This window comes from Secundilactobacillus similis DSM 23365 = JCM 2765 (assembly GCF_001311075.1).
Lineage (GTDB): Bacteria > Bacillota > Bacilli > Lactobacillales > Lactobacillaceae > Secundilactobacillus > Secundilactobacillus similis.
On the sequence record NZ_BBAD01000013.1, the window covers coordinates 1 to 22935 of the forward strand.

At 45.4% G+C, this 22935-nt stretch carries 32 protein-coding genes and 2 tRNA genes; 4 read left to right on the forward strand and 30 right to left on the reverse strand.

All coding sequences use genetic code 11. The features are described 5' to 3' along the window. Window positions 1-130: 130 nt before the first annotated feature. Complete coding sequence (locus JCM2765_RS04485) at window positions 131-1168, reverse strand: branched-chain amino acid aminotransferase (RefSeq protein ID WP_054734245.1); 1038 nt, start codon at window positions 1166-1168, stop codon at window positions 131-133. A gap of 354 nt (window positions 1169-1522) precedes the next feature. On the opposite strand from JCM2765_RS04485, the gene JCM2765_RS04490 reads away from it, so the two are divergent. Then, a complete protein-coding gene (locus JCM2765_RS04490) occupies window positions 1523-1852 on the forward strand; it encodes a hypothetical protein (protein ID WP_054734248.1) in 330 nt (109 codons plus the stop codon). Between the two features lie 130 nt (window positions 1853-1982). Here JCM2765_RS04490 and JCM2765_RS04495 read toward each other — a convergent pair whose 3' ends face one another. From JCM2765_RS04495 to JCM2765_RS04505, 3 genes are all read right to left on the reverse strand, one after another. Beyond that, the gene (locus tag JCM2765_RS04495; RefSeq protein WP_054734251.1) at window positions 1983-2186 is read right to left on the reverse strand and encodes a hypothetical protein; all 204 of its coding nucleotides are present in this window, start codon (window positions 2184-2186) and stop codon (window positions 1983-1985) included. 96 nt (window positions 2187-2282) lie between these two features. Further along, window positions 2283-2798 carry a CvpA family protein gene (locus JCM2765_RS04500; RefSeq protein WP_054734254.1) on the reverse strand — a complete coding sequence of 172 codons (516 nt, stop codon included), beginning with the start codon at window positions 2796-2798 and terminating at the stop codon, window positions 2283-2285. An 84-nt stretch (window positions 2799-2882) separates the two neighbouring features. After that, window positions 2883-2955: transfer RNA gene (locus JCM2765_RS04505), tRNA-Gln, on the reverse strand. A 192-nt stretch (window positions 2956-3147) separates the two neighbouring features. On the opposite strand from JCM2765_RS04505, the gene JCM2765_RS04510 reads away from it, so the two are divergent. Both JCM2765_RS04510 and JCM2765_RS17045 read left to right on the forward strand, forming a co-directional pair. Continuing rightward, window positions 3148-3220, forward strand: a tRNA-Glu gene (locus JCM2765_RS04510). Window positions 3221-3527: 307 nt separating this feature from the next. Further along, complete coding sequence (locus JCM2765_RS17045; protein ID WP_156301679.1) at window positions 3528-3665, forward strand: hypothetical protein; 138 nt, start codon at window positions 3528-3530, stop codon at window positions 3663-3665. Between the two features lie 38 nt (window positions 3666-3703). On the opposite strand, the gene JCM2765_RS04520 is transcribed toward JCM2765_RS17045, so the two are convergent. From JCM2765_RS04520 to JCM2765_RS04610, 21 genes are all read right to left on the reverse strand, one after another. Further along, window positions 3704-4021 carry a hypothetical protein gene (locus JCM2765_RS04520; RefSeq protein WP_054734260.1) on the reverse strand — a complete coding sequence of 106 codons (318 nt, stop codon included), beginning with the start codon at window positions 4019-4021 and terminating at the stop codon, window positions 3704-3706. A 5-nt stretch (window positions 4022-4026) separates the two neighbouring features. After that, window positions 4027-4689, reverse strand: a complete 663-nt coding sequence (locus tag JCM2765_RS04525) for a helix-turn-helix domain-containing protein (protein ID WP_054734263.1) — start codon at window positions 4687-4689, stop codon at window positions 4027-4029. A 116-nt stretch (window positions 4690-4805) separates the two neighbouring features. Beyond that, entirely contained in the window at window positions 4806-5126 is a 321-nt protein-coding gene (locus tag JCM2765_RS04530) for a hypothetical protein (RefSeq protein ID WP_054734266.1), read from the reverse strand. Between the two features lie 795 nt (window positions 5127-5921). Continuing rightward, on the reverse strand, window positions 5922-7001 hold the full coding sequence (locus tag JCM2765_RS04535) for a GH25 family lysozyme (protein WP_054734269.1): 1080 nt from the start codon (window positions 6999-7001) through the stop codon (window positions 5922-5924). Then, the gene (locus JCM2765_RS04540; protein WP_054734271.1) at window positions 6988-7548 is read right to left on the reverse strand and encodes a phage holin, LLH family; all 561 of its coding nucleotides are present in this window, start codon (window positions 7546-7548) and stop codon (window positions 6988-6990) included. Before JCM2765_RS04540 ends, JCM2765_RS04535 begins: the two co-directional genes overlap by 14 nt. 13 nt (window positions 7549-7561) lie before the next feature. After that, window positions 7562-7828: a hypothetical protein gene (locus tag JCM2765_RS04545; RefSeq protein WP_054734274.1), complete on the reverse strand. Its 267-nt coding sequence runs from the start codon at window positions 7826-7828 to the stop codon at window positions 7562-7564. A gap of 15 nt (window positions 7829-7843) precedes the next feature. Continuing rightward, complete coding sequence (locus JCM2765_RS04550; protein WP_225351966.1) at window positions 7844-8155, reverse strand: hypothetical protein; 312 nt, start codon at window positions 8153-8155, stop codon at window positions 7844-7846. Between the two features lie 42 nt (window positions 8156-8197). Next, the gene (locus JCM2765_RS18695) at window positions 8198-8329 is read right to left on the reverse strand and encodes a hypothetical protein (protein WP_263849318.1); all 132 of its coding nucleotides are present in this window, start codon (window positions 8327-8329) and stop codon (window positions 8198-8200) included. A 38-nt stretch (window positions 8330-8367) separates the two neighbouring features. Next, window positions 8368-8829 carry a hypothetical protein gene (locus JCM2765_RS04555; RefSeq protein WP_054734278.1) on the reverse strand — a complete coding sequence of 154 codons (462 nt, stop codon included), beginning with the start codon at window positions 8827-8829 and terminating at the stop codon, window positions 8368-8370. Between the two features lie 788 nt (window positions 8830-9617). Then, entirely contained in the window at window positions 9618-10511 is an 894-nt protein-coding gene (locus JCM2765_RS04560) for a hypothetical protein (RefSeq protein WP_054734282.1), read from the reverse strand. Between the two features lie 80 nt (window positions 10512-10591). Next, window positions 10592-11719: a hypothetical protein gene (locus JCM2765_RS04565; RefSeq protein WP_054734284.1), complete on the reverse strand. Its 1128-nt coding sequence runs from the start codon at window positions 11717-11719 to the stop codon at window positions 10592-10594. A gap of 106 nt (window positions 11720-11825) precedes the next feature. Next, window positions 11826-12416, reverse strand: a complete 591-nt coding sequence (locus tag JCM2765_RS04570; protein WP_054734288.1) for a hypothetical protein — start codon at window positions 12414-12416, stop codon at window positions 11826-11828. Next, window positions 12406-12684: a hypothetical protein gene (locus tag JCM2765_RS04575; protein WP_054734290.1), complete on the reverse strand. Its 279-nt coding sequence runs from the start codon at window positions 12682-12684 to the stop codon at window positions 12406-12408. Before JCM2765_RS04575 ends, JCM2765_RS04570 begins: the two co-directional genes overlap by 11 nt. After that, window positions 12681-13538 carry a baseplate J/gp47 family protein gene (locus tag JCM2765_RS04580; RefSeq protein ID WP_054734293.1) on the reverse strand — a complete coding sequence of 286 codons (858 nt, stop codon included), beginning with the start codon at window positions 13536-13538 and terminating at the stop codon, window positions 12681-12683. Before JCM2765_RS04580 ends, JCM2765_RS04575 begins: the two co-directional genes overlap by 4 nt. Before the next feature lie 24 nt (window positions 13539-13562). After that, window positions 13563-13934: a GPW/gp25 family protein gene (locus tag JCM2765_RS04585; RefSeq protein ID WP_054734296.1), complete on the reverse strand. Its 372-nt coding sequence runs from the start codon at window positions 13932-13934 to the stop codon at window positions 13563-13565. A gap of 19 nt (window positions 13935-13953) precedes the next feature. Further along, window positions 13954-14358 (reverse strand): hypothetical protein, encoded by a 405-nt coding sequence (locus tag JCM2765_RS04590; RefSeq protein WP_054734298.1) that lies wholly within the window; start codon window positions 14356-14358, stop codon window positions 13954-13956. 76 nt (window positions 14359-14434) lie between these two features. Then, window positions 14435-14572 carry a hypothetical protein gene (locus JCM2765_RS17050; RefSeq protein WP_156301680.1) on the reverse strand — a complete coding sequence of 46 codons (138 nt, stop codon included), beginning with the start codon at window positions 14570-14572 and terminating at the stop codon, window positions 14435-14437. Then, window positions 14535-15320 (reverse strand): hypothetical protein, encoded by a 786-nt coding sequence (locus JCM2765_RS04595; RefSeq protein ID WP_054734301.1) that lies wholly within the window; start codon window positions 15318-15320, stop codon window positions 14535-14537. The genes JCM2765_RS17050 and JCM2765_RS04595 overlap by 38 nt, the downstream gene beginning before the upstream one ends. Continuing rightward, window positions 15313-15702, reverse strand: coding sequence for a phage baseplate plug family protein (locus JCM2765_RS04600; RefSeq protein WP_054734304.1), 390 nt, complete (start codon window positions 15700-15702; stop codon window positions 15313-15315). Before JCM2765_RS04600 ends, JCM2765_RS04595 begins: the two co-directional genes overlap by 8 nt. Window positions 15703-15715: 13 nt before the next feature. Next, entirely contained in the window at window positions 15716-16093 is a 378-nt protein-coding gene (locus tag JCM2765_RS04605; RefSeq protein ID WP_054734307.1) for a LysM peptidoglycan-binding domain-containing protein, read from the reverse strand. After that, the gene (locus JCM2765_RS04610; RefSeq protein WP_054734310.1) at window positions 16090-17043 is read right to left on the reverse strand and encodes a phage baseplate protein; all 954 of its coding nucleotides are present in this window, start codon (window positions 17041-17043) and stop codon (window positions 16090-16092) included. Before JCM2765_RS04610 ends, JCM2765_RS04605 begins: the two co-directional genes overlap by 4 nt. A 77-nt stretch (window positions 17044-17120) precedes the next feature. On the opposite strand from JCM2765_RS04610, the gene JCM2765_RS04615 reads away from it, so the two are divergent. Further along, window positions 17121-17354, forward strand: coding sequence for a hypothetical protein (locus JCM2765_RS04615; RefSeq protein ID WP_054734312.1), 234 nt, complete (start codon window positions 17121-17123; stop codon window positions 17352-17354). A gap of 26 nt (window positions 17355-17380) precedes the next feature. Here the strand turns inward: JCM2765_RS04615 and JCM2765_RS04620 are convergent, their stop codons facing one another. From JCM2765_RS04620 to JCM2765_RS04640, 5 genes are read right to left on the reverse strand one after another with little or no spacing between them, the layout of a single operon-like run. Next, window positions 17381-17572 carry a hypothetical protein gene (locus JCM2765_RS04620; RefSeq protein ID WP_054734315.1) on the reverse strand — a complete coding sequence of 64 codons (192 nt, stop codon included), beginning with the start codon at window positions 17570-17572 and terminating at the stop codon, window positions 17381-17383. Between the two features lie 11 nt (window positions 17573-17583). Further along, window positions 17584-18132, reverse strand: a complete 549-nt coding sequence (locus tag JCM2765_RS17895; protein ID WP_225351968.1) for a phage tail tip lysozyme — start codon at window positions 18130-18132, stop codon at window positions 17584-17586. Continuing rightward, on the reverse strand, window positions 18117-18674 hold the full coding sequence (locus JCM2765_RS17900; RefSeq protein WP_082404993.1) for a peptidoglycan DD-metalloendopeptidase family protein: 558 nt from the start codon (window positions 18672-18674) through the stop codon (window positions 18117-18119). Before JCM2765_RS17900 ends, JCM2765_RS17895 begins: the two co-directional genes overlap by 16 nt. Before the next feature lie 8 nt (window positions 18675-18682). Continuing rightward, on the reverse strand, window positions 18683-19000 hold the full coding sequence (locus JCM2765_RS04635) for a hypothetical protein (protein ID WP_054734323.1): 318 nt from the start codon (window positions 18998-19000) through the stop codon (window positions 18683-18685). Next, entirely contained in the window at window positions 18997-22791 is a 3795-nt protein-coding gene (locus JCM2765_RS04640) for a phage tail tape measure protein (protein ID WP_054734326.1), read from the reverse strand. The genes JCM2765_RS04635 and JCM2765_RS04640 overlap by 4 nt, the downstream gene beginning before the upstream one ends. Between the last annotated feature and the right edge of the window lie 144 nt (window positions 22792-22935).

Below are 22935 nucleotides of genomic sequence, written 5' to 3' on the forward strand. Positions count from 1 at the left end.
GGCAGTTCACGCAAATCAAACTTCACAAACTAAACAGAAGAATGCTTACGCTGGACACAAGTAACAGCATACAAAAAACCAGCTCATCAACCGACAAGCTGGCTCTCAAGAACAATGACTGTTCTAGTGTTTAGTATTCAACTTTTTGGATCCAACCTTCTGGCGCTTCAACGTCACCGAATTGGATACCAGTTAAGGTGTCATACAACTTCTGCGTAACGGGGCCAACTTCGGTCTCGCTGTAGAAGACGTGTAATTCATCCTTGTATTCGATCCCACCAATTGGTGCGATAACGGCAGCGGTACCCATGGCACCAGCTTCGCTAAAGCGATCCAACTTATCGATGAAGACGTCACCTTCGATGGCTTTCATCCCTAAGTTATGTTCTGCTAAGTACAGTAATGACTTCTTAGTGATACTTGGCAAAATTGAATCTGACTTTGGCGTCACGAATTCGTTATCCTTCGTTACACCAAAGAAGTTAGCTGAACCGGCTTCTTCAATCTTGGTATGGGTAGCTGGATCAAGGTAGATAACGTCTGAGTAACCGGCCTTGTGTGCTTCGTCCCCTGGTAAGAGGCTCCCACCGTAGTTCCCACCGACTTTGCTTTGACCAGTCCCATGAGGGGCAGCCCGGTCATAGTATGACGTGGTGAAGTTGGTTGGCGTAACGCCGCCCTTGTAGTAGGCACCAACGGGCATTGCAAAAATCGTGAAGATGTATTCTTGAGCTGGGTGAACCCCGATGTTACCACCGACACCGATCATCAATGGGCGTAAGTATAAAGTCCCACCAGTGCCATATGGTGGCACGTAGTCGGCGTTCGCTTTAACCACTGACTTAACCGCTTCAACAAACTTGTCTTCTGGGAAAGCAGGCATCAATAAACGTTCGCAAGATTTGTGCATCCGCGCTGCGTTTTGGTCTGGACGGAATAATTGAATGTCGTTGTTCTTTGTCCGGTAAGCCTTGAGACCTTCAAAGTCCGCTTGGCCGTAATGTAACCCGGTTGAACCTTCGCTGATATGTAAAGTTGCGTCTTCTGTTAATTCGCCGTCGTCCCACTTGCCGTCTTTCCAATGGGCCAAGAAACGATATGGTAAATCCATATAATTGAAGCCTAAATTACTCCAATCAATTTCAGATGCTTTAGGTGCTTTTGCCAAAAAAACCACTCCTTATAGTTGCTTCTTAGACTTAAAATCAGTTGAGTTTCCCTCATTGATTTCTAATAAATTGTAGTCTGAAACACCCGCCATGTCAAGCTCGCATTGGTAACTAATTTTAAATTTTCATAATTATGGTGACTCAATCCACATTTTAACAGGGATTTTTAATCCGATTAATACTAATTTTAAACCGTCGTAACTAACTTGAACTAGTACACCGATTAAATTGTGTCATTTTTATAATTTAGTTTAAATTTTCGAGTTAAGCGGTTACACAAACGCACTTCTGCTGACGCTCCTAACTTTATTTGCTACAATGGGGTAGCATTTGAAAGAAAAGGGGCAATTGGTGTGGCAAGTAATTCTGATTCGATCTATAACGTCCTGACCTACGTAAATCGGCATCCTGACCGGGTAATTTTTAATCCCCGGGACTATGCCAATACGGTGACGATTGGGATTCCTGACACCGTTCCGGTTGCTAACCAGGAACTCTATTTTCCAAGCAACCGCCTCAGTGTCAACTTAATGACTGACGCCTTCGTTGGTGAGTATAGCGACCTACTCGACCACTTTTACGAATTAACCAAACAATCCAAACCCGATTACCGACATGTTTGGATCACAACCGGTCACATTAGGCAGCAACAACTCTGGCTGCTTGATCTCTCATTTGAATAGTTAACTGACAACCGCACAACGACCATCATTCTTGATCATTGTGCTTTTTTGATGTTCCTAACTAAAAACGGTGGCTTGCCAACTAGCAAGTCACCGTTTAATCGTTTAATTAACACTATCTTTAATTGGTTTAACTAAATAAATTGCCAAAGGTCCAACTCCCTAACAGCACCAGTGCAATAATCACAAAGATGCCGATAAACGAGGACGCAAAAGCAAAGATGAGGCCGCCAATAATGACGAGGCCAATTAATCGAAACAGCCACCCAAACAGACCGAAAAATAGGCGCAGTCCGAAAAAGACAATGATGCCCAAAACGATCAACGAAATCATAACGAGTAGTCTCCTTATTGTTGTAGTAAGGCTATCTTAACGCATTTTTTTGTAAATGGTGTGCCCTACTCAAGTCTTAAGAGATAATTATTAATTCTAACTTCGGTTTTGCCACATTCGGTAAAGCTGTTTAGACATAATTGGCGTCTGCTTGACCATTTGTTGCGCAATCACAGACGTTTGATACTGCTGTTGAATCCAGGTACTTGGAAACAAGGTGATGACGTTTAATAGTAGGAAAATCAATAAGTAGCGCACTAAAAAACTCGTAGCGGCCCCCAGCAGCGCATTCGTCAAATGAACCACTGGTAATTTCGTAATCATATTCAAATCCTTGCCAATGTGGCGAATGATGCCATACGTGACACTAAATAGCGCAAAAAAGATCGTTCCCGTTAACGCGCGAGGCACCGTAAAGAACTGACTCCCCGTACCAATCTTAGCCGTATACAACGAGTAAGCAACATCCGCCAGTTTATTGGCAAATAACATCGCAATGACCCACGCTAAGACATAGGCAACTAAATGGATAAACACCGCCACAAAGCCGCTGTGATACCCCTGAATTAGCCCTAGCGCGAGGATGATAATAATAAGCCACGTAAAAATCATGCGAACCGTCCTTTACTCACTTAATTAAAAAACCGCCCTCCCTAAGTTTTTCAACTCAACGAGAACGGTTCAATTGTTCAATGATTGGGTATACTGGGCTCGAACCAGTAAATTACGGATTCAGAGTCCGCTGCCTTACCAATTTGGCGAATACCCAATAAGCTATCCGACAATTAATAAGTTTACCGGCTTGGTAAAAAAATGTCAATAACTAATCCCAAATTCGGGACAAAATGCCCATCGTATTCAATTTACGTGAATATTCCCCGCAAGAACATTGACTTTTGAGCAAAAATCGTGTAAATTTATATATTGTGTTAAGCAACTAAATAGGCGTCATTGATAACCTTGCCCGCTGGTCAAATTGGTTAAGACGTCGCCCTCTCAAGGCGGAGTTACGGGTTCGATCCCCGTGCGGGTGATTTCTGGAACATCTCTGAAGCTCCATATAAGCTCAAAACGCTGTTAAATCAACGTTTTGAGCTTTTTTATTGCTCTTTCAATCACCCTCAACGTCCAAATAGTTTGCACGAAGTTTGCACCTAACCCCTGTTTTGACCCCAAGTGCAAACTTTTTGGCCTCTCAGATGCAAACTCATCTCGAAATCCGTTCTCCCCCAAGGGGTACATCAATCGCAAAATTTCGGAAAATTTCAACTTTTTTATTTTTCCTACCATAATAAAGTAATTCGTGTGGTCATCTCATACCTACTCGGCGGAGGTGATCCAATGAATGAATTCGAAGCTCCCTACTACGTTGCGCGCGGCAAATCGGTACTCGTCTTTATCAACGGCGACTTAGCCGGTCACTTTGACTACGCTGACGTGGAAACCGCTGAGCGGGTTGCTAGGGCGTTCAACGCATGAAAAAAGCCGTCCATCTCGATTGAGGTGGGCGGTTTAGTTTAGGCAATAGCCTTATCGTATTTTACGGTGTAACTATCAGTTTTAACCCAGTTCAACCGGATTAAATCAAACAGCACAAATTTCAGCAAGTCGAGGTCTTCGTTTTCGCATGCATGTTCCAAGTCGGCTAGCGCTAAATCATTAACGCTGTTGGTAATGACGTCATCATAAAACTTGCCGAAATCTACGATAGTAATCGTTTTGGATCCGTGAGTGTGGATTCCCTCACCGTCAAATTCGTTGTCTAAAGTAATGATCTTTTCAACGGGCACATCAAGCTGAGATACTACTTTCAAAAATTCATCTTTATTGGTCATGATGATTACTTCCCTTCGTTTGCTTTAGTAACTTTTTCCAGTGTGATGATTTGACCGGTATGCTCTTTTAACGGTTCCTTTGACCCACTATCGTAGGCATCTAACACCTTATTTACAGATGCCATGCCAGTAAGCCAAATTGGTGTGAGCGGACTATCCGTCATTCCAGCAACATCAATCGCATCAATAACCTGTTGCTGTAGCTCAAAGTATGGGTATTCTGGAAAATCTCTGGTCGCTCTCAGCACAAATTTCATCAGATATTGGCCGGGACGTCGATCAAAGTTCTCGATTTCGTGGCGCATGTAGCTAACGAAATCAGTGAGCCGCTTGTTGTGCCCATCTTTGTTGAGTAGCTCGGCGCTATGTTGCAGTAAGCCAAACAATTCGCCAAAACGAAATGACCGCACTCCCTCTACGCTGTCCTTAGCTAAATCAACGTCCTCGCCATTTTCGTACTTGGTCATTACCCGTTTAAAATCGTCGATGTACATGCCACCGGCCTGAGCCAGCTTTGATGATAGGTCAAGAGTAAATGACTTGGCCTTGGTGTCACGACTGACGATGCTTTGTAAAGTTGATGGTGAGATGCCGTTCTTACTTGCAAACTCGTTCCGGGTGGTGCCAATTGCTTTTAGATACTGATCTAATGGTTTAACTTCTTTCATGTGATTACCCTACTTTCAATTTTGTTAGGCTGCTAAAACTGACTTGGGACACCAAACTTCGATGTCGCCGTTATCAGTAGTAAAGTTGATTAATTCAGCTTTTTCGGTTTCCCGAACTACGTTAATTGATGAAGTACCGTTAAAGATAAATGATGCACGTAAGTCGCCGTGCGCACCGGCAAAACTCTTTTTGATAACCCAGTTTGGAACGCCAAATGTGAAACCGTCTTTTGCTTGCCTTCGGCAACTTGGGTATCGTGTAAGATCTCTTTCAAACTGTCGACAAGTTCATCTTCGTTGAAGCCCTTTTCAGCAGTCTTAACGCCGTTCCAGATGTCTTTAAGGGCTAGCTTAAAAGCAATTTGGTAATCACCAACTTCGGCAACGATTTGACGTGCAACACTGTGAGCAATTTTAAACATCAATGACTTTTTCATGGCGATTACCTCTGCTTTCGTTTGTTGTTATCCCTCATCTACAGTTACTATTATATACGCAATTGCGTATATTGTAAACTCAAATGCGTATATTTTTTAAATTTATTTGAGCACGACAAAAAAGCCACCCAACCCGACTAGGGGCTGAGCGGCTTTTAAAATATGTAGCCCTTCTTGCAGACCAGCAAGAAAGGAGGTAAACAATGAATAACACCAGCACTCTATGCACTGTATAGACGGCCAAGTCTATACGAGAGCGAAAATGTTCTTCACTTACAATCTGTAGTACATGATAACACACCAACTGTTATTTTCAAGAGATTTAAACTAATTTAGCAATATGCAACTCATGAAAGTATAATATTTTATTCATTCATGATACACTATTAAACGGACAACGCTTCAAGGTCTAGCCAACCAATAGTTGCCCAAAAGGAGGACGAGAATGTTCTTCACAGTACTTACAATCTTGATTCAGATGATGCCGCATCTGTCGCTTGCAGCAATTGAGCATGTGACAGTGATTGCATCTAGCCTAGTCGGAATAGGCTTTACTATCTATGATCATAGTCATAGTAAGTAACATGAATTAATCCGTACGAAGCACAGGTAAGTGTGGGCAAGCACACCAACTAACCCTGTGCTTTTATTATACAGCAAAAAGCCAAGTACCCGCAAATTAGAACTTGGCTTCTTTTGACTGTTGCAAAATATGCAATAGTCGTACTATTTCCATTTTAGCAATGCTTGACTTTGTGTGGTTAGTGCAAAAAGTGCAACAACCACTTTGTTGAGCTAGGCGATGAACTTGTTAATCAGTTTGTTCCCGCTGATGTAAGTACCGTCAGCTAGCAGCAGTCGGCTGACCTCACCCACCGCGACGACCTTAGCGACATCAAACTCCGTACCGGCTACATATTTCTGCTTGAGGTACTTGTCATCAAACTTTTTGCTGGTGTACTTGCCAGTCCCGCGCACCGACTTGACCACTTTAACGTGCTTTTTAGCGTTGGTGTAGTAAAGATTATTGATGTAGTCCTTGGACGCCGTGATATAAAGCCCGTTGGTCAGCTCAAAACGTGTGACCTTGGACGATCCCGATTTGACCAGTCGTTTGACGTGTAGCTGGGTCTTGGGCTTGTAGGTCTTAACTGCCCCTTTACCGCTACCGACCGCACTGGCCGTTTTGTAGGCGGCCACTTGGTACTTGGGGTAAATCCATGCGGGCGTCCAGTCAAAGTAGGTGCCAGTGTTTTTAGGCTTGAGAACCGTAGCACCACCGGCAAAGTAGAAGTCCGACCAGTTGACTGACACGTCAAACCGGCTCCCACTACCGAGGAACGTGGCGCTAGAAGTCCACTGCCATGAGTTGTAGTCGGAGTAGTAGCGTTTACCAGTCGCCGAGTAAGGATAGTTGGCAATCCAACCGGCACGACCAGAGTTGTTGATCGACACAGAGCTGACCCATGACCCCATCGTGTAGAGGTCGTAGCGATAACCGGCCGCCTTGACGATTTCAGCAAATGCCTTAGTCGTGGCGTTGTTCTGCGCCCAGCCTCGATTGTAGCTCTCAAAGTCGCACACAAGGACGTGACCGATCGGCAAACCCGCCGCCTTAGCGCAGTTGACTGCAAAACGAGCTTCGGCCTGCGCGCCCGCTACCGTAGTAAAACGGGCGAAGTGATAGGCGTGGATGACTAAACCGACTGATTTGGCACGGGCAAGGTTCGCCTTAGCTAAGCCGTCTTGGAAGTAGGTGCCCTCACTGACCTTAGCGATGACCGCCTTAACCCCTTTAGCTTTCATAGCCTTAAAGGTGGTGGTTGAAATTGCTCCATTGTTGTTGGAAATATCGACCATGTCATACCGTGGCATCGTCATCACTCCCTTTGATTTTGGCGATAGCGGCTTCGATTTTGCCTTGTGCCACGTACAGTTCCGTTAATTTATCCGATGGCTCTTCGGCCTCATCAGCAGGAGTTTGCACATCGTCAGTGCTTGGCTCAGGCGTCACAGCGACTTGCTCAGCACTCACCTTTTCAGCCTCAGCCAAACCGGCGTTAAACTCCGCTTGCTTCGCTTGTGACTTGGTATCAGTAGTCGTAAAGTACTGATACGCCTTCTCGATCGCGAGGTCAATATCCTTGGCATCAATACCCTTGACGCCCTTTTTAGCGAGTTGTGACTCAATGGTCGCCACGGCTTGGTCATGCTTGGCCTGACTCGTTTTTTCGTATTCGGTTGACATCAGTGCAACCGCACCCTCTGTCACCTTGTCCAGCACATCGTAAGCACTAGCGATTTTAGAGTTCTTGGCGTTAGCATGCGCCTGCTTGAGCCACGGTAAAACTACTGCCGTCAGAAAAACGCCCAGAACTTCGAAAATACCGGAGTCATTGAGCGTTTGAAAAAATTTATCCATTATGGATCACTCCTTACTTGGTAGCGTCGTCCACGGCTTTGTTGGCGTCATCGATTGCTTGGTCGGCGTCCGATTGGCCGGTGGTGGCCACCGTAGTAGCCACGCTAGCTGGTGCAGTAGTCGGCTCTGTGGTGGGCTTAGATTCGGCTGGTTGAGCATTTTTGGTGAAGTAATCGACCACCTCACCAACCCCAGCTTGGAGCTGTGCCGGCACGTCCTCGATAGCGGCCTTGTTATCTAAAATAAGCTGTGCCCACATTACGTTTGATGGATTGTTCATTTTAAATTCCTCCTATTAGTGAATCATGTGAATGACTTGTTGCAAAATCAAATAAATAACGGAGCTTGAGCCAATCGCAATGGTGACCACTTTCCACAAGTTCTGACGGTTAATGGTCTCCATTTCATTTTTGTGGCTCTCACTCTTCTCGTTCCCTTTAATTACGGCCTCAAGAATTCGATTGTTCTGTTCACGCAGATACTTGTTACTTTCATCTACTCGATTCAGCGTATCTGTCATTTTGTCGCTCAGATCATTGATTCGACGTTCGTGATCTGATAGTTCAGTGTCATGTTGCATGAGCAATTTATGGTCTGCATCGTTCAAACTATCCCTTCTTTCACAAAAGTATTCTTACAAAACGTCAACTTAATTAACAGATGTGGAAGCCCCCACGGTAGCCTTAGTATCGGTGGTCGCAGAATCAGTCATAATGTACTGTTGAGCATCAACCTTGAAGAGTGCTGGCACATCATCAATGGTGATCGATCTGGATTCCACTGCGCTTGCCCAAATACGTGAGATTGCAGGAAATTTCATTAGTTTGCACCCCCATTCGTAGTGTCAGTGGTGTTCGTATCAGCAGTATCATCCGTGGGTGTAGTAGCCGCAGTTGATATGTTTGGCGTGGTAGTTATGGCCGCTTGGTCGGCCGGTACGGTCACGTACATAGACAGCTCCATAATGGCGCTATTAGTTAATTCAGTTTGACTAGTTAGTTGTGTTTTTAGGTTATCAACCATAGCAGTAGATGCATCCAATTTAACTGCCTGCTGATCGATAGTATTCCGTAAATAATCAATACTTAGATCCGGACACCATGGTGCGCCTTGAAGATGACCAGCATCGTCCTTAACTGCAAAAACCGTTGGCCACCGGAGAAAATATTCTTTAGATGTTTCTGGAACCAAACAGATGTGCAGTCCATCGCTGGCACTAGCTTGTGGAACTCCTGTAACTTGTCCAGTATCCTGATTAACAGCTGCATAATAAATTAACATTGGTGTTCCTCCTTAAATTTTAGGCAAAATAAAAACACCTATCGCTATAGGTGTTAAAGTTTATCATCCAAATAAATAAGCACACCCCGTAATGGGGCATGCTTAACTTAGCGGTACTATAAACTGTTGAGTTTGATTTGTAAATTAGCGGTTCCGCTAAGACTGTACCACCATTTGGCGCACTCCAAACAGCAGTACAATGAATACTTTACCATAACAAAAAAGGCCGTTCAAGTCTAGAGAAAAGTAGGCTTAAAAAACAACTTAAACGGCCACAGTTGTGTATTGGGGAAATACACATAAGCCTTTGGAGGAGGCTTGATTGTGCTACTTCTTTTTAGCAGGATTAGGCATCCATACGGGGGAAAGTAACACAAGTGTTAGTGTATATCATATATTAACTTATGGCAAATAAAATGCACTTACTCGCCCCAGGTAAGTGCCTTCATTAGCCGTTCATCCACGTTGAATTAGATTAACTGCGTACTATTTTATTACCCTACCCCATTAGTTGTTCTATGATTCAACAGTTAGATGAATTGTACTATTGATAATGAAACTAATCGGAAGTAATTCATCAATCCCAATAGTACGATTATATTGTATGACTGTTTGTCCGACAAAATCAAGTACTTTGCTTGTGTATTTCAGTAAGCTTCAACACGCTTCACAAGCAGTATTGAATATCTGCTACTTGCGGGAATGTCAAAAATAGTTCCTCTGTTATTCTCTGTTTTTACGTAATAAATTGCCATTATGGTTCCTCCTTCACATATTAATTGAAATAATTAGTCAAAAGTAACCCTTAAAAATGGGGTGTCATCAGAAGAATTTGTACTTTCTATTCTTGAACCTACTGATAACACGGTGCTATACCAAGCGAATGTTAACTTTGTGCCCGATATTTCTACAAAGCCACTGCCGTTGACGTTAGACAGACATACTATCCTTCCGCTAACCTCTTTTGGGGCGCTAACAATATCTTTTAAATCTAATAACTCTGTTTGTATGTCAGGAGTATTTAAAATAGTATTTTTTCCAGTTCCCATTATTCCATGTAATATTAAATCTACATATTTTTCCTCATTATTCTTTTTGTACAGGCAAATATATGAAGATAGAGATTCATTATTACCAGTTATTGTATGCCAAGACGCATCTTCAAGGCTTTTCAAATCGTCGCTCGTAGCGACTGATACCCCCTTTACTTTTAACTCAGGAAAGTTACCGGACTCAGTCACTGCCCCAGTATTAGGGTCGCGGTGAATCACATTGTCATCATCAGCAGGGGTGTAACCAATTTTATCTTGCTTGGCGTTAACCTCATCAATGCTGGCAACTTGATTGGCTGGTTTACGCATATCAGATACATTTACTTTATCCTCTGGCGCCGGCGTCCAATCAGTTTTGACATCACCAACCGTCAATTTGCATAAGCCACTACGAGTGTTGGGGTTGGGAACGTTAATGGCAATGAACGCCGTATTCGCTGGTAGGTCAATTTTGGTTGAGCCAACAGCATTAGGAATTGGGAAACTCTTAATCCACTTTTTAGTTGAATCATAGGAGTGAACAGTTGCTCCTCCGCCAGTAGGAATCGAATACCAAGTAAACATCATCGTTTGAGGAGCAATCGAAATATAGTCGCTGTGAATGTCGTCTATAGCTCCATTACTGCCCATCAAAGAGCCGCCATCCGCCGTATAGTAGCCGTATTGTGCCAGTGCAATCCACGAAGAAGTCGCAATCAGGTTGTTCGTTCCTACGATGTCCTGTTCCTTATCGATTGCGTAGCATGGCGATTGTACTGTGCAGTTGGATATGATACTTGGGTCGTTGAATTAGTGACCACTACGTACCGGAACAACACGTCTGCACCCGTCAATCCCGAGCCAGATGGCACGTTGTAAGCTGGGCGTAATCGAATCACCCCGTCAACGGTAGCAGTCCATGATTTATAGAGCTGTTGTGCCGAACCCGATACCTTAGTTGCTACTAAGTCAAGGTGACTGCTATCCGTATCTGATGGCACCCGTAACTGTAAGGCAAAAACTTCGCCATCGGTTCCAATCTGTGCCGCTACCCCAATATTGTAAGTTTGGCCTTTAACAGCCGTAAAAGTGTAATCATCTCGTGTAGCGTTGGCTAGTAGCCACTCGTCCGTGGCCACATCAATGAGGTTAGGTTTGAGCATGTCGGCGCGCACCACATCGCTGGGCACGTCCACGTCGCCTTTAAAGAGTGCTGGCGCGCCCGCGCCGTTGACCGCACCCGCTGACAAGACTTGTTGCTCGGTAAACACGTTAGCCTTGTCCGTTAGCGCTACGTTGGCCGGGAGAGATTTTAGGTAGGCGTCCAGATCAGACTTTAGCGCGTACTGTTGACCCATCGTTACCTTGAATGCATCAAAAGTGGCGTTAGTCACCATACCCGCCGGGTCTACTTTGATGACTACGTTAGCTGCTGACCCAACCAAGGTGTTTAAGTCAATCGAGTAGGTCGAGTTATTACTGGATTTATGCATGTAGATAGGGTCTTGCATCGCACAAACGCTATATAAGACCTCATCACCATCTTTAGGCTTGCAGTACAGACCAATGGTTAAAAGGGCATAGTCCTCTTCCATCTCGGCCTTGTTGATGACCACTGGTACCTTTACAAATGATGGGTCATCATCGACCGCATCAACCTCTTTTAGGTCAATTGTTTGCTTGATGTTAGCTAGTTCAGTAATCGCCAACGTGTCGGCTTCAGTATCAGCAAAATGGTTATCCGTACTAGTTACTGCACGAGTAAAATCCAACTGAGTGACTCCGGCTAGTGCTCGAATAGCAAGGTCATGGCCAGCTTTAGTAAATTGATAGTTAATGGATTCGTCTTTCTCCACCATTAATCAAGTCCCCCTTTCATCGTTACGTTGTCTTGGTTGTGGGTCACGATGCCACTATTGAGCATCGTAGATCCCGTTAAGCTTAAGTTTTGGTCGTAATGCTGGTTCATGTAGCTACATCGTGAGTGCTCGTTTGAGCGAATCCGGTCATGTAGAGTGACCCAGTCACTTCCTTAACGAATTCCACGTTAGCTAGCCGAATGCCAGCCGCTAGTGATTCTTGCAGTCGGTCAAACAGCAGTTGCTCTTTACGCTCATCATCAATATAGTGACCAGGGATATTAGTGATTTCAATGGCATCAGGTTCGCCAGTACTCTCGTACATCGGTCGGACGTTGACCTCATCGTAATCGGCATCTAAAGCGTCGCATACCAGCTTGATTAGGCTATCGTACGTCCCGTCAGTCATTCGTTGAAGCTGCTTCGTTTTGATTTCAAACCGATAGAAGGCGTCATCAGCCCCGTTACGGTAAACACCCCGGTCATTGCCAATCATGTCGAGCGCCACACCCTCGGCGTTATCAATGTTGCGCCAATCATCAATCTTCTGAATGAGTTTCAGCGTGTCGACCATGCCATCTGCATATAAGGACAACAGTTTAGCGTTTTTGGTGCCCTCTTCATACGCTAGCGAAATCGGCAATTCATTGAGTAAGTCATCAAGGCCGTACTCTGCCGTGTATTGCTTATCCGGCATCCGTCTTCACCTCCACGTCAGTGTCCTGGTCAATGGTGGCAGTTTCGAACTGATCGAGTTGAATATCATCAGCGCCCATTTTGGCTTTATCTCGTCCCATAGCGACCTGTACGTATTCCACACCACTCACGTTATAGATGGCTTGGTAGAGCTTCGTAAAGACCACCTTGTCGCCCATAATTAGGCTATTGAGATAATCCTTGATAGCTTGCACGATTTCGGCCGGGCTAGTTTCAGAGTTGAACTCATCATTGATTTTGAGCGTCATTTGGACGTAGATCGCACGATTGTCGCCACATCAAAAAAGACATCATGCGTATGACCGCCGATGTCCTTAGCTGTTACTTTAATGGTGCCGGTTGTTTGAATCCCAGCCGCAATGTTGTCAAGAATTGCCTGACCCACATCGTCTTGTCGACCACCCCGCACATAGAAATGCAGTGATTTGGCGGGGTTACCGTATTGATCCACGTCCATCGTTAGGTTAGGGACGATTTGAACTTGTTCCACTCCTGGTAAAGTGTAGAGTGCGGTGTAAAGACCGTAGTAGGTTGGCCCCGGTTGGGATTCCATCGATAGGTGGATTCGTTGACGGTAGCTGTCATCATCTTCCAGTGACGCACCACCGCTGGATTGTACTGAGTTCGTTACGGTATCAACGCCAGCTAGATTTTCCACTTTAACTGTGATCGTATCAGCCGCTACGTTCCCGGATTCGTCCATAGCAGTGCATTGAGCCTGACCGCTGCCAGTACCATCACTTGTCAAAGTCACTGTATCAATCATTTCGAACTCAACTGCATCAGCCGTAGCGTAAACTGTACCTTCTGGCACCTTTGCACCCGGTGTCCCAGTAAAGTTAAGCGTGACAGTCGCTGCCTGTGCCGGGTTCCGGTCAACCGAGTAGTTGGCACCTAAGTGGTCGAGTGATACCCCTTCAGCCTGATCAATAAAGTTAGCGTAGTAGACGGCAGCCACGTCTTGGTTAACGATAGTTTGCAACCATGCAATAACCCGTAAGTACATACCCAAAACATTATTTTGACCAGTACCGATATCATCACCAAAAAGGGCCTTGGACTTGGCTTCAAGCTGGTCTAATAGCTGGCGGTCGGTCAGCATTACCAACAGTTTTGTCTAGTGTCACTAATACTCACCTCCTAAATCAGTGCTGATAATTTGATTACTCCCATTCGGCAGCGTGCAGTTTAACGTTACCGTAAGTGTCCGCAAGGCTTGGTCACGTTCAAATGTAATCTGATTGACGTTGATACTTGGATCAACTTGGTCACTGATTGCATCGGTGATATCCTCACGCAAGTAATCCTCGTTATAAGCTTTTCCAAGTGCGTTCTCACGAGTTAAGCCCATGGGACTATCCTCTGGTTCAAACTCATCCAGTCGCGTCCGTAAGGTCGTCACAATGCGTTGAGCAAGCTCATCATTATCACTGATCGTTTGAATATCACCATCAATGACAACATCACCATTGGCATCAAGCCTGAAATCTCTACTCATGGCTCCTTCACCCCCACAACTACGGCGTCATTAACGCTATGTGTGCGGTCACTAGCTTGGTGTAAGTGCCAGTACCGCTAAAATTATCGAGATCCCGATCGTTAAAGACAATGTAGACCGTTGCCCCGACTTTCATCGTTTCTCGTTTATTTAACTGCTTTAAGTTACCATCCGCCAATTTAATGATTTCATCCCGCAGTTCGTCTACGGCGTAGCACGGGTAAAGCACCGGACACTCGTTAATGACACCCACATCGTCCTGACCGCCAGCATCGCTGACCGATGGTTGCACATCAGCAACGTGACGCTTAGCGTCGTAGCTGATTACAGTCGCCATGTTAGCGACGTTGATGTCGTAGTTGGCCTTGTTACCATGCTGTTCCATCAACTCGTGGAAGGTTTCTTGCAATTTGCTTTCTTTCATACATACACCTCCATCGTCGTTGTGAAATTGGAGTCGTCACAGGTATGCTCACCGGATTTGACCCGAAACGTACCCTTTAAAAATCGATCATCAACCGTGATAACTGATCCGGTTGATACTTGATACCGTAGCAGACTGACCACTGACACGTTTTGTGCTTGGCGTCTTCGTCTTCACTATCGGTCGTTGGATACTGGATCAGCAGTGCCACCATGCTGTCCTTTAACGTGCGTCGTCACTAAAATATGTTCATTGTGGCCCCGCATCTTGGACAGGTCATCAATGGCAATCATGCCACGGCGGTAGTAGACCTTGCTCCCACACACCTTAGCAATATCACTAATAATCGTGATTGGCTTGCCGTGACAGGTATAGCCTTTCTTGTAGGTCTTCGGCTTGGCTAGGTAAATCGACTCAATATCGATACCCGCATCGCTGGCGACTCGCCGAATAATCGTTTCCGCAGCAACTCCCTTACCAAAAGAGAGTGAGCTGTGTTTTTTGATTTTTGGCAAGTTAGCAGCGGCCTTCTTGCCGATTACTTTTTCCTGTTTTTTACGGGCATCTTCAAGTTTCTGGTTATACTTGTCAGCACTCGAAACCAGCTTGGAATAGTCCTGACCCTCACGATAAGTGAAACTGAACGTATTGTTGGTACCATCAGACGTAAATGGACTGATTTTGCGAATAACACCTTGTGACAAAAGCCCTACACCATCTTCGTAGTAACCAGCGTAGAGCTTGACCTCGTAGCCTTTTTTAAACAGTTTCCGGTGCTTCTCTGCAACGTTCATTAGTGTCACCGTGCAAGTTGGCGGCGTTGACGAATCGCTGAAGGGAACTGAAAATTGAATCCCCATCGAGTGGTTTAACGTCTGCAAGTAGTCGAACTGAACCGATTCATGCGGTGTTACCAGCACGAGTTTGATACGACGTCCATACAGATATTTGGTTCTAGCCATCGTCGTAGCCACCTTCCCAGTCACCGTCAATTGGTAACTCACCAATATCAGTGCCATCATCCGGTAGCACGTCTTCGCAGACAAAAACAGTCTCCATAAAGTTATCAATGGAGACCCGTTTGGATTGCCCTGATTCATCCATTGGTACCAACGGTGTCGCTGGTAGTCGTGGATCGTGAGATGCTTTAAATAATGGCTGATTCAAAATCATCTTTTCATTTGTGATGATGGATGTTTCATCTGCTTCAGCTAGGCTGATAACAAAAAAATCACCCTCGTCAACATAGTCGAGAGTGAATAGATACGTCGTCCCATCCAGCACGTATTCAAATGTTTCCGATAAGTCGTCCACATCAAACGGTATAAACGGCCTTACTGGCATATCTAATCACCCCTTACTTATCAGTGTTCATGATTGCTTCACCGCTCATCAATTGCCGGTGAATCTTATCGACGATACTATACGGTGCGTTAACGTTCTTTTTGAGGTTGGTGTAGACGATTTTACCCGTCCCGACCTCAGTAGCTTGCTTAATCGCTACACCGGCTGTAACCCGCAATTTCTTGGGATATTTGCCGGTCTTATCCGGGTACATGGTCGTTTTCTCGTTGCCATTCCACTTTCTAAGCTGAGCAACCGTGGTGCCGTATTTTTTAGCTAAGTCCCAGTACGTCATGCCTTTTTTGACAGTGATGTACTTCGCGCCAACATACTTACCACCGGTCGTTTTATGACCTTTGTTGTTCTTGTTGCCTTTTGAGGTCGTTGTCACCTTGGCTTATAGGCGAATTGGAAAGTGATTGAGATTTTCATCATGCCCCGCAGCGGACTGTCGAGTGTTTTGGTCAGGTTAGTCATAAACAAATGCTTGTAGTAGAACTTGTTCATGCCTAGATTGTTAGCGTCCTTAGTCGCATTGGACTTATAGACCATCTCCGTTCCATCAAATTGCCATTTCAGCAAGTCTCGGTATTGATCCTGGCAGTTCTTTTTCGGCAATCCGTACCCGCTCACATCGTTTTCCATGCCCGGCCATAGCCGCTTAGCGGCCTTTTGGTCGTACAGGTAGGCGTTGACCGTCAAAGTCTTACCCGTCCGTTGAACGTGGTCTACGACTGGATCGTCATTGTCGATTGGATAGGTTGTTGCCGTAGAGTCATTGGATTCCGACTCATCGCTGGCAAACAAAAACACCGTCAAACCAGTCAGCGAGTTCGTCGCATGTAGACTGGCATGAGGTGCCATAAATCGAGCGTAATTCTGTTGTCGCTGTTTGGCCACACGTTTCAACGCCTGAGTATGGCGCTTCTTCATATAGCTGTCATAGGATTGTTGTGCCTTGGTGGCCTTATCCTTGGCTTGTCTCAACTTTTTGGAGGCACTCTTATAACTATCAGAGTTTTTGAGCGTATTCAATTTCGTTTGAGCTTTGTTCAGTTCATCCTGATACCCCTTAAGCTGTTTCTTTTGAGCATCAGTTGGCTTCAACGCATTCTTTCGCTTAGTTTTAACCTTGGTTTTCTTTTTCTTATCAGTCTTATAGTAGTAAATCAAAGAATCATTCAGTTCCTGAATATGATTTTTATCAGTCGTTATCGTAGCCTGATAATTTTTAGCCTTTGAAATCATCTTCTGCTGACTAGTTGATAGACTGCTTTCAGCACTCTTCGAGTTCGTGACGGCAGCCCTTTTCTTCTTCCACTCTTTCGTGTAAACAGTCATGTGGTCACCTCCTAGTATAGTTTTTACTTCTCCTTCCCTAAGCGGGATAATAGAATTCGGGAAAGGAGGCGATAATCATGAAACAAATCCTTTTAAAACTTGCAGAGAATGAGAAAATCATCTCTGTGTCTTTAACTAATGGATCAGTTCTTACTTTGGACACTAGAAAACCGATAGTGGATCATGACGGGCTTATCACAGCCAGCGTAGTAGGCGAACATGCCGCAGGCGGTTTTCTACCAAATACAACTGCATACTTTTTAGAAAAAGACATTGTTTTGGTTCAAACCGTTAACCAAAACGTTTTCTAGTTTCTGTTTTAAAGATGGGCTTAGGCTCATCTTTTTTGATACATTCCGATAACTTCCAAATAGATGCTTGAATCTAATTTTTCCCGGCTTTCTTGAAGTGAAAATGTCTGATCAATTCGAGCTTCAATTTGTTCCCAATCATGCTTTGATACCGTACTTAGTAACTGCACGATTTCTTTCTCAACATCATCTACTTTTTGAATTTTATCTTGTGTCATAGTGCTACCTCCTAGTAGGCCAGATTATCTAGTTCACCGTTAAACAGCTTACCAAGTTCATCACGGATAGCATCCGCTACGCTCTTACCAGTAGCCTTAGCATCATCGCCACCAGTTACGTTGACTTTGATGTTAAAGGTGTTATGGATCGTTTTGTTGCCAGCGACCTTGGTTGAGTTAGCTGTGAGCATTTGACGGGTCTTGTCCGCAGAACGCACTGTAGCTGGTCGGTCAAATTGAACCAGTTCAGGTCCCTTTTCGCCAACCAGACTAAATCCACTAGCTGGCGTACGTCCACCAGTCGCCAACATTGATTCAATCTTGCGGGCACCAGCGACGTGTTGCGCGTTGTAACCGCCACGTTCCCATTGACTAGAGAACTGATTAGCCAGTGCCGCTACTGATCCAGTACCACTTAAAATTCGCTTCAATATGTTACTGTCAGAGCCGTCTCCGTGCAATGCGAAATCCAGTTGGACACCGGCGTTCTTCCAGTTTTGATTGTGCTTTCGAGCATAGTTGATCAGGTTAGTCTTACGACCACCTAGCCATTGGCCCAGCCTGAAGCGCCGCCACCCGGATTAATCGCACCCGGGTTCAAGCCAGATTCAAACTCCCAGTTACCAAGAACTGCCGCAATACCAGCATTAGTTGCTGACGGATAAGCCTTTTTGATAGCAGCAGCCAAAATCTTAGCCCGCGAAGCGACACTGCCAGAAATTCCAAGCGAACCAATATCGCCGACGTCATCACTAAGGTTCTTGGTAACCCATTTAACCTTGCTACCAAGTTCAGATTTGACCAGCTTGGTTAAAGCGTTATCCTTCTTTGAGTTGCTCTTTTGCTTAGGTGAGCCATTAGACGTGCCTTTCATCTTAGTGACATCGTACCAGCCACGGGTCGATGAACCGCCGTGGTCCCACAATGAACCGTGAGCAACCCCGATATGGACGTGTGCACCACTACCAGCGCCATTTAATGGCCCCAAAGTAGCGATTGCCTGACCAGTTTTGATAATGTCGCCAACAGCAACCTTGATGTTCTTCATCGTACCAAATTCTTGGTAGATTTCTTGCCAGCCGTCATCACTCTTAACCGTGATAACGTCACCTAGTTGGCTAGCTCCCCAAACCGGTTTACCAACCGGGTAACCGTCCCGCCGTGAACTGCAAGGATTGCAGAACCCAGTGAGCTGGAGAAATCGACACCATCATGAGAGCCAAAACTACGTGCTGCACCGAATCCGTTAGTCTCGCTCATACCAGGATCATGACGCCAGTTACCACCAGCAGCACTTCCACCACTCTTTGCATCATTCAGGACGCTCCAAACGGTCGAATACCACGGCTTGCCGACACCATCCGTAGCCTTGTTTGACGCCTTAGCGATGTCTTTCGACAGGTCGTTAGACGCCAGTTTACCCTTCATGTTGCCGGTGAAGTCCTTAGCATAGGCTGATCAGGATGGCTGTTATTTTTACTGATTAAGTCAGCAAGTCCAGTCGTCCCCTTAGCGAAGTGTGGCAGTGCACCCATTGCCTGTAGACTTTGAGTGTCTTGACCATTGAGCACCTCGTCGCCGGGTTCCAGCGGCACCACAGTATCGTTGCCTTGTGGCATGAAAGCCCGGCCATTCGGCTTAACAATCGTCTCTTGGCGTGGACCGGACTTCGCATCGTTGACCACCGCCATCGTGTGACGGGTAATTGGCCCACCAGTACCAGTAGCATAGTGAATTGCTGGTAGGACGTTGCCACCACCGCCGAACTTATTCAGCACGGTGTTAATGCCTGAAATACCACCATTCAGGGAACTAATTGCACCCGCCATCGCAGAGTGCGCATAGCCCTTCAACTTACTCATGATCTTATAGAAATCGGCCGTCATGTCCTTAGCAACTGCGTTTATTCCTGAATGCATCTGCTTCATTTGCGTGACGCCGTTCTTCTGTGTTTGATCAAGCTGTTTAGTGGCATTGTTTTTCAACGTAGTAAAGTTCTTAGTCGTGGTCTTCGACATCTGACTAGTGGCACTCTTCGCTGACTTAGCATTGGTTGACCATAGCTTAGATGACGTTTTGTTAAACGACTGGATCGATTGATTCGACTTCTTGGTCGTCTTGGCGTACGCCTTAGAAATGCTGTCGATACCCTTAGTTGATGGCTTCGTCAGTTTCGACGCCTTACCGAGACCGACACTCGCTACTGTCAGCGATCCGGTACCGCTAGCATAACCTTTCAGGGTCTTACCAGCACCTAGGCCACCACCAAATAACTTACGAGTATCTTTCGCGTTGATGACGTGTTCACCAGCAAACAGTTTAGCGAACGCTGGGCCATTGCCGAGCAAACGGAAACGGCCGGTACGCGGGTTATAAGCAACCTCGGTACCAGCTTCGTTAACCATCGCTGTCTGTGTTTTCTTGATTGGACCGCCAGAAGCCTTGCCAAAACCAGTTTGCACATTGATTTTTGGCTTGGCTTGTTTTGGCGCACCTTTACCACTGCCAATACTTTGCATAGTTTTGACATTCTTGCCAATACCGTTGCCACCGGACGACCCTCCGGCACTTAACCATCGCTTAATCGTCTGAATTGGATGTAGAGCAAGGTCACCAATGTTCTTAGCTAAATCTGTAATACCATCCCAAATTGATCCTAAAATATCAGACAAAACATTTTTAATCGTTCCAAAAATACCACTAAAAATTTGAACGGCGTCTTTCCATGCGTTCTTCCAGCGGCCATGAACCAAGTCAGATATCAACGAAAATGTGCCGCTAACTGTTTTTATCAAGCCACTAACAACGTGACCAACAGCTTTTATTGCAGTTTTAGCAACTGCACCAAACACCTTAAACGCAACGCCAGCTACTTTCATCGTTGGGACCAGTACTGACTTAAAGACCTTCATTGCGCCTTTGATTGCATCACCGCCGCCCTTACCGGATAACGGTTTTACAACGTATTTGTTCCACGACTTAGAAACACCCTTGGTAGCGGAACCCCAAGCCTTGCTGATGGAGCGTGTAACCGACTGAAACGGTTTTAATAGTTTACTGAAAGTTCTTTGAACACTCTTAACTGCCGAACCAATAGATTTCTGAACCTTTTTCGGGAGCACTTTTTGGATTGTTGCACCAAATTTAGCCCCAAGTGTTTGACCGATAGCTGCACCAGCCATGCCACCAATCGGTCCAAACAATGACCCAATTGCGCCACCGGCTAACATCCCGGTTGCAGATCCAACCTTCTTACCAGCATTTTTTTGATTCATGCCAATCAAGTTAGTTCCGGCCATTGCTACGTCTAAAATCGGAACTCGAGAAGCGACTTTACCAGCAATTGATAAACCACCTTTGGCAATACTCCCCATACGTGAAATACCAGGTATTTTACCGATTAGTCCAGTTGCTTTCGAAGCACCACCCTTGGTAATAGTCTTGGCATCGCTCCATAACGTAGGCAATAGCGATTTGGCGCCTTGCTTGATAGCAGAAGTGCGCTTGCCAACTCGCGTATTTCCTAGCCAAGTTTTTATTGGTCCGGGAGCTTTGGCACTGACGTTCTTGCCACGGCCAGTTTCATTTAGCATCCAACTACCGGGAATGCGGGCCTTACTGCTAAACTTCGTGGTTCTACCGCTACTCTTCCCAAACTTTTCGGTCAATTTAAGACCGGTTAAAGATTTCTTGAGCACACCAACTGCACTCACCATTTTGCCGACAATAATTAGTGCCGGTCCAAATGCTGCTGTAATCAATGCGCCGGTAGCGGCAAAGTTGCGAACTGGTTTAGGCAGTTTGTTGAACGACTGCATTAAGTCGGTTACTTTTTCAAGAATTCGAGTAGCTGCTGGCAAGAACGTCTTAGACATTTCAATACCAGAATTTAGAGCAGTTTGCTTGAAACGCTGTAACTGCACTTGGAACGTCTGCATGTTTTTACCCGACAGGTTAGCGATGTAGCCGCCACCCTTTTGGTTCTGGGCTTTTTTAACTTGTTCGTTCAAACTACCAAGTTGCTTAGCATTCTGCGACAGGATCATTGCTGACGTTTGCCCAGTCGTGCCAAACATCGTGTGGAAAAAGTCGAACTTCTCTTTACGCGACTTCCCTTTCAACTTAGAGTTCAGCAAATCAAAAATAGACGACATGCTCTTGAGCTTACCGTTACTATCCCGTAAATCGTCTGGCGCTAACCCGATAGATTTAAGGGCGGGAATCCCACTCTTAGGCCCCGGAGATGCCAATGAGTTCAAAACTTTACGTAGTCCAGTACCAGCAACGGAAGCTTCTTGCCCCGCGTTGCTCAATACCCCAATTGCACTCGCAGTTTGACCAAGTGATTGATCCGCACTGTGGGCTGTTGACCCTACGTAGGTCATTGCGTATCCCATACCTTGGAAGTCAGTCGCCGTTAAGTCGGCAGCGTAAGCCATCTGGTTAACTGCTAACTTGGTGTTCTTCGTCATTTGAGCCGTGTTATTTGACTTTAAGCCGAACGCTTCAATGGCAGCAGTCGAGTTATGGACAACATCCGTATAGTCGTCACCGGAAGCAATAGCCCCTTGTAGGAACGTCTTTTGCGCCGCTAACGCTTGATTAGACGTATAACCACGCCGAATAAGTTCCTCATACCCACTAGAGATTTGCTTTTGAGCAACCCCATATTTTTGCGAGTATTTAGCGCCATCGTTTTGCATCTTATTGACGTTGCGTTGAGCTTCAGCAGATTTTTCACCACCGGTAGTTGCCAAATTGGTAATAATTTTATACTGATTTTGTAACTTAGAAGCCTGATTAGCAGAGTAAATAAATCCTGCGCCGATCCCTAACGACAATGCCGAAGCCGATCGTCCCACACTCTGCATAGAGTTACCCAGTGATTGCATGTGGGTCGCTGACTTTTGAACGGCTTGTGTGTGCCGTTGGGTAGCAGCTTGCTGGCGTTCGGAAGCTTTAGTACTCCGTTCCACTTCGTCAGTCGTCTTCTTGACCTGATCAGTCGAATTTTCTTGCGCTTTAGTGGTCTTATCGACTTGAGTAGTGAGTTTGCCTTGCTGTGCCTCTAACTGCTTAATACGCTTGTTATAAGCGTCAATACTACCCAGCGCACTCTCCCACTTCTTAATCATCTTAGTGGTTTCTTGATTAGCAGTGGTTAGCCCTGATTTATCAATCTTCCAACCAATTTCAATAAACGATTTTCTAAGACTCATCGTTGGCCTCCTTTCTACTTATTGCTTCCGTCACCAAAGAGCATGAGTGCAATCTGATTAGCGAGCTTAATGGCCTGTTGTTGTTCGATTTGGTTTACCATTTCGTTAGCTACTGCCAGTTCGTCTGTTGTCATACACTTAGCC

Bases quoted from the DNA above. Each gene is read 5' to 3' on its own strand.
- JCM2765_RS04495 (WP_054734251.1), bottom strand. From the start codon at position 2,186: ATGATTTCGTTGATCGTTTTGGGCATCATTGTCTTTTTCGGACTGCGC.
- JCM2765_RS04500 (WP_054734254.1), bottom strand. From the start codon at position 2,798: ATGATTTTTACGTGGCTTATTATTATCATCCTCGCGCTAGGGCTAATT.
- JCM2765_RS17045 (WP_156301679.1), top strand. From the start codon at position 3,528: ATGAATGAATTCGAAGCTCCCTACTACGTTGCGCGCGGCAAATCGGTA.
- JCM2765_RS04520 (WP_054734260.1), bottom strand. From the start codon at position 4,021: ATGACCAATAAAGATGAATTTTTGAAAGTAGTATCTCAGCTTGATGTG.
- JCM2765_RS04525 (WP_054734263.1), bottom strand. From the start codon at position 4,689: ATGAAAGAAGTTAAACCATTAGATCAGTATCTAAAAGCAATTGGCACC.
- JCM2765_RS04530 (WP_054734266.1), bottom strand. From the start codon at position 5,126: ATGAAAAAGTCATTGATGTTTAAAATTGCTCACAGTGTTGCACGTCAA.
- JCM2765_RS04535 (WP_054734269.1), bottom strand. From the start codon at position 7,001: ATGCCACGGTATGACATGGTCGATATTTCCAACAACAATGGAGCAATT.
- JCM2765_RS04540 (WP_054734271.1), bottom strand. From the start codon at position 7,548: ATGGATAAATTTTTTCAAACGCTCAATGACTCCGGTATTTTCGAAGTT.
- JCM2765_RS04545 (WP_054734274.1), bottom strand. From the start codon at position 7,828: ATGAACAATCCATCAAACGTAATGTGGGCACAGCTTATTTTAGATAAC.
- JCM2765_RS04555 (WP_054734278.1), bottom strand. From the start codon at position 8,829: ATGTTAATTTATTATGCAGCTGTTAATCAGGATACTGGACAAGTTACA.
- JCM2765_RS04560 (WP_054734282.1), bottom strand. From the start codon at position 10,511: ATGGGCAGTAATGGAGCTATAGACGACATTCACAGCGACTATATTTCG.
- JCM2765_RS04565 (WP_054734284.1), bottom strand. From the start codon at position 11,719: ATGGTGGAGAAAGACGAATCCATTAACTATCAATTTACTAAAGCTGGC.
- JCM2765_RS04570 (WP_054734288.1), bottom strand. From the start codon at position 12,416: ATGCCGGATAAGCAATACACGGCAGAGTACGGCCTTGATGACTTACTC.
- JCM2765_RS04575 (WP_054734290.1), bottom strand. From the start codon at position 12,684: ATGACGCTCAAAATCAATGATGAGTTCAACTCTGAAACTAGCCCGGCC.
- JCM2765_RS04580 (WP_054734293.1), bottom strand. From the start codon at position 13,538: ATGCTGACCGACCGCCAGCTATTAGACCAGCTTGAAGCCAAGTCCAAG.
- JCM2765_RS04585 (WP_054734296.1), bottom strand. From the start codon at position 13,934: ATGAGTAGAGATTTCAGGCTTGATGCCAATGGTGATGTTGTCATTGAT.
- JCM2765_RS04590 (WP_054734298.1), bottom strand. From the start codon at position 14,358: ATGAAAGAAAGCAAATTGCAAGAAACCTTCCACGAGTTGATGGAACAG.
- JCM2765_RS17050 (WP_156301680.1), bottom strand. From the start codon at position 14,572: ATGGTGGCACTGCTGATCCAGTATCCAACGACCGATAGTGAAGACGAA.
- JCM2765_RS04595 (WP_054734301.1), bottom strand. From the start codon at position 15,320: ATGGCTAGAACCAAATATCTGTATGGACGTCGTATCAAACTCGTGCTG.
- JCM2765_RS04600 (WP_054734304.1), bottom strand. From the start codon at position 15,702: ATGCCAGTAAGGCCGTTTATACCGTTTGATGTGGACGACTTATCGGAA.
- JCM2765_RS04610 (WP_054734310.1), bottom strand. From the start codon at position 17,043: ATGACTGTTTACACGAAAGAGTGGAAGAAGAAAAGGGCTGCCGTCACG.
- JCM2765_RS04615 (WP_054734312.1), top strand. From the start codon at position 17,121: ATGAAACAAATCCTTTTAAAACTTGCAGAGAATGAGAAAATCATCTCT.
- JCM2765_RS04620 (WP_054734315.1), bottom strand. From the start codon at position 17,572: ATGACACAAGATAAAATTCAAAAAGTAGATGATGTTGAGAAAGAAATC.
- JCM2765_RS04635 (WP_054734323.1), bottom strand. From the start codon at position 19,000: ATGAAGGGTAAACTGGCGTCTAACGACCTGTCGAAAGACATCGCTAAG.
- JCM2765_RS04640 (WP_054734326.1), bottom strand. From the start codon at position 22,791: ATGAGTCTTAGAAAATCGTTTATTGAAATTGGTTGGAAGATTGATAAA.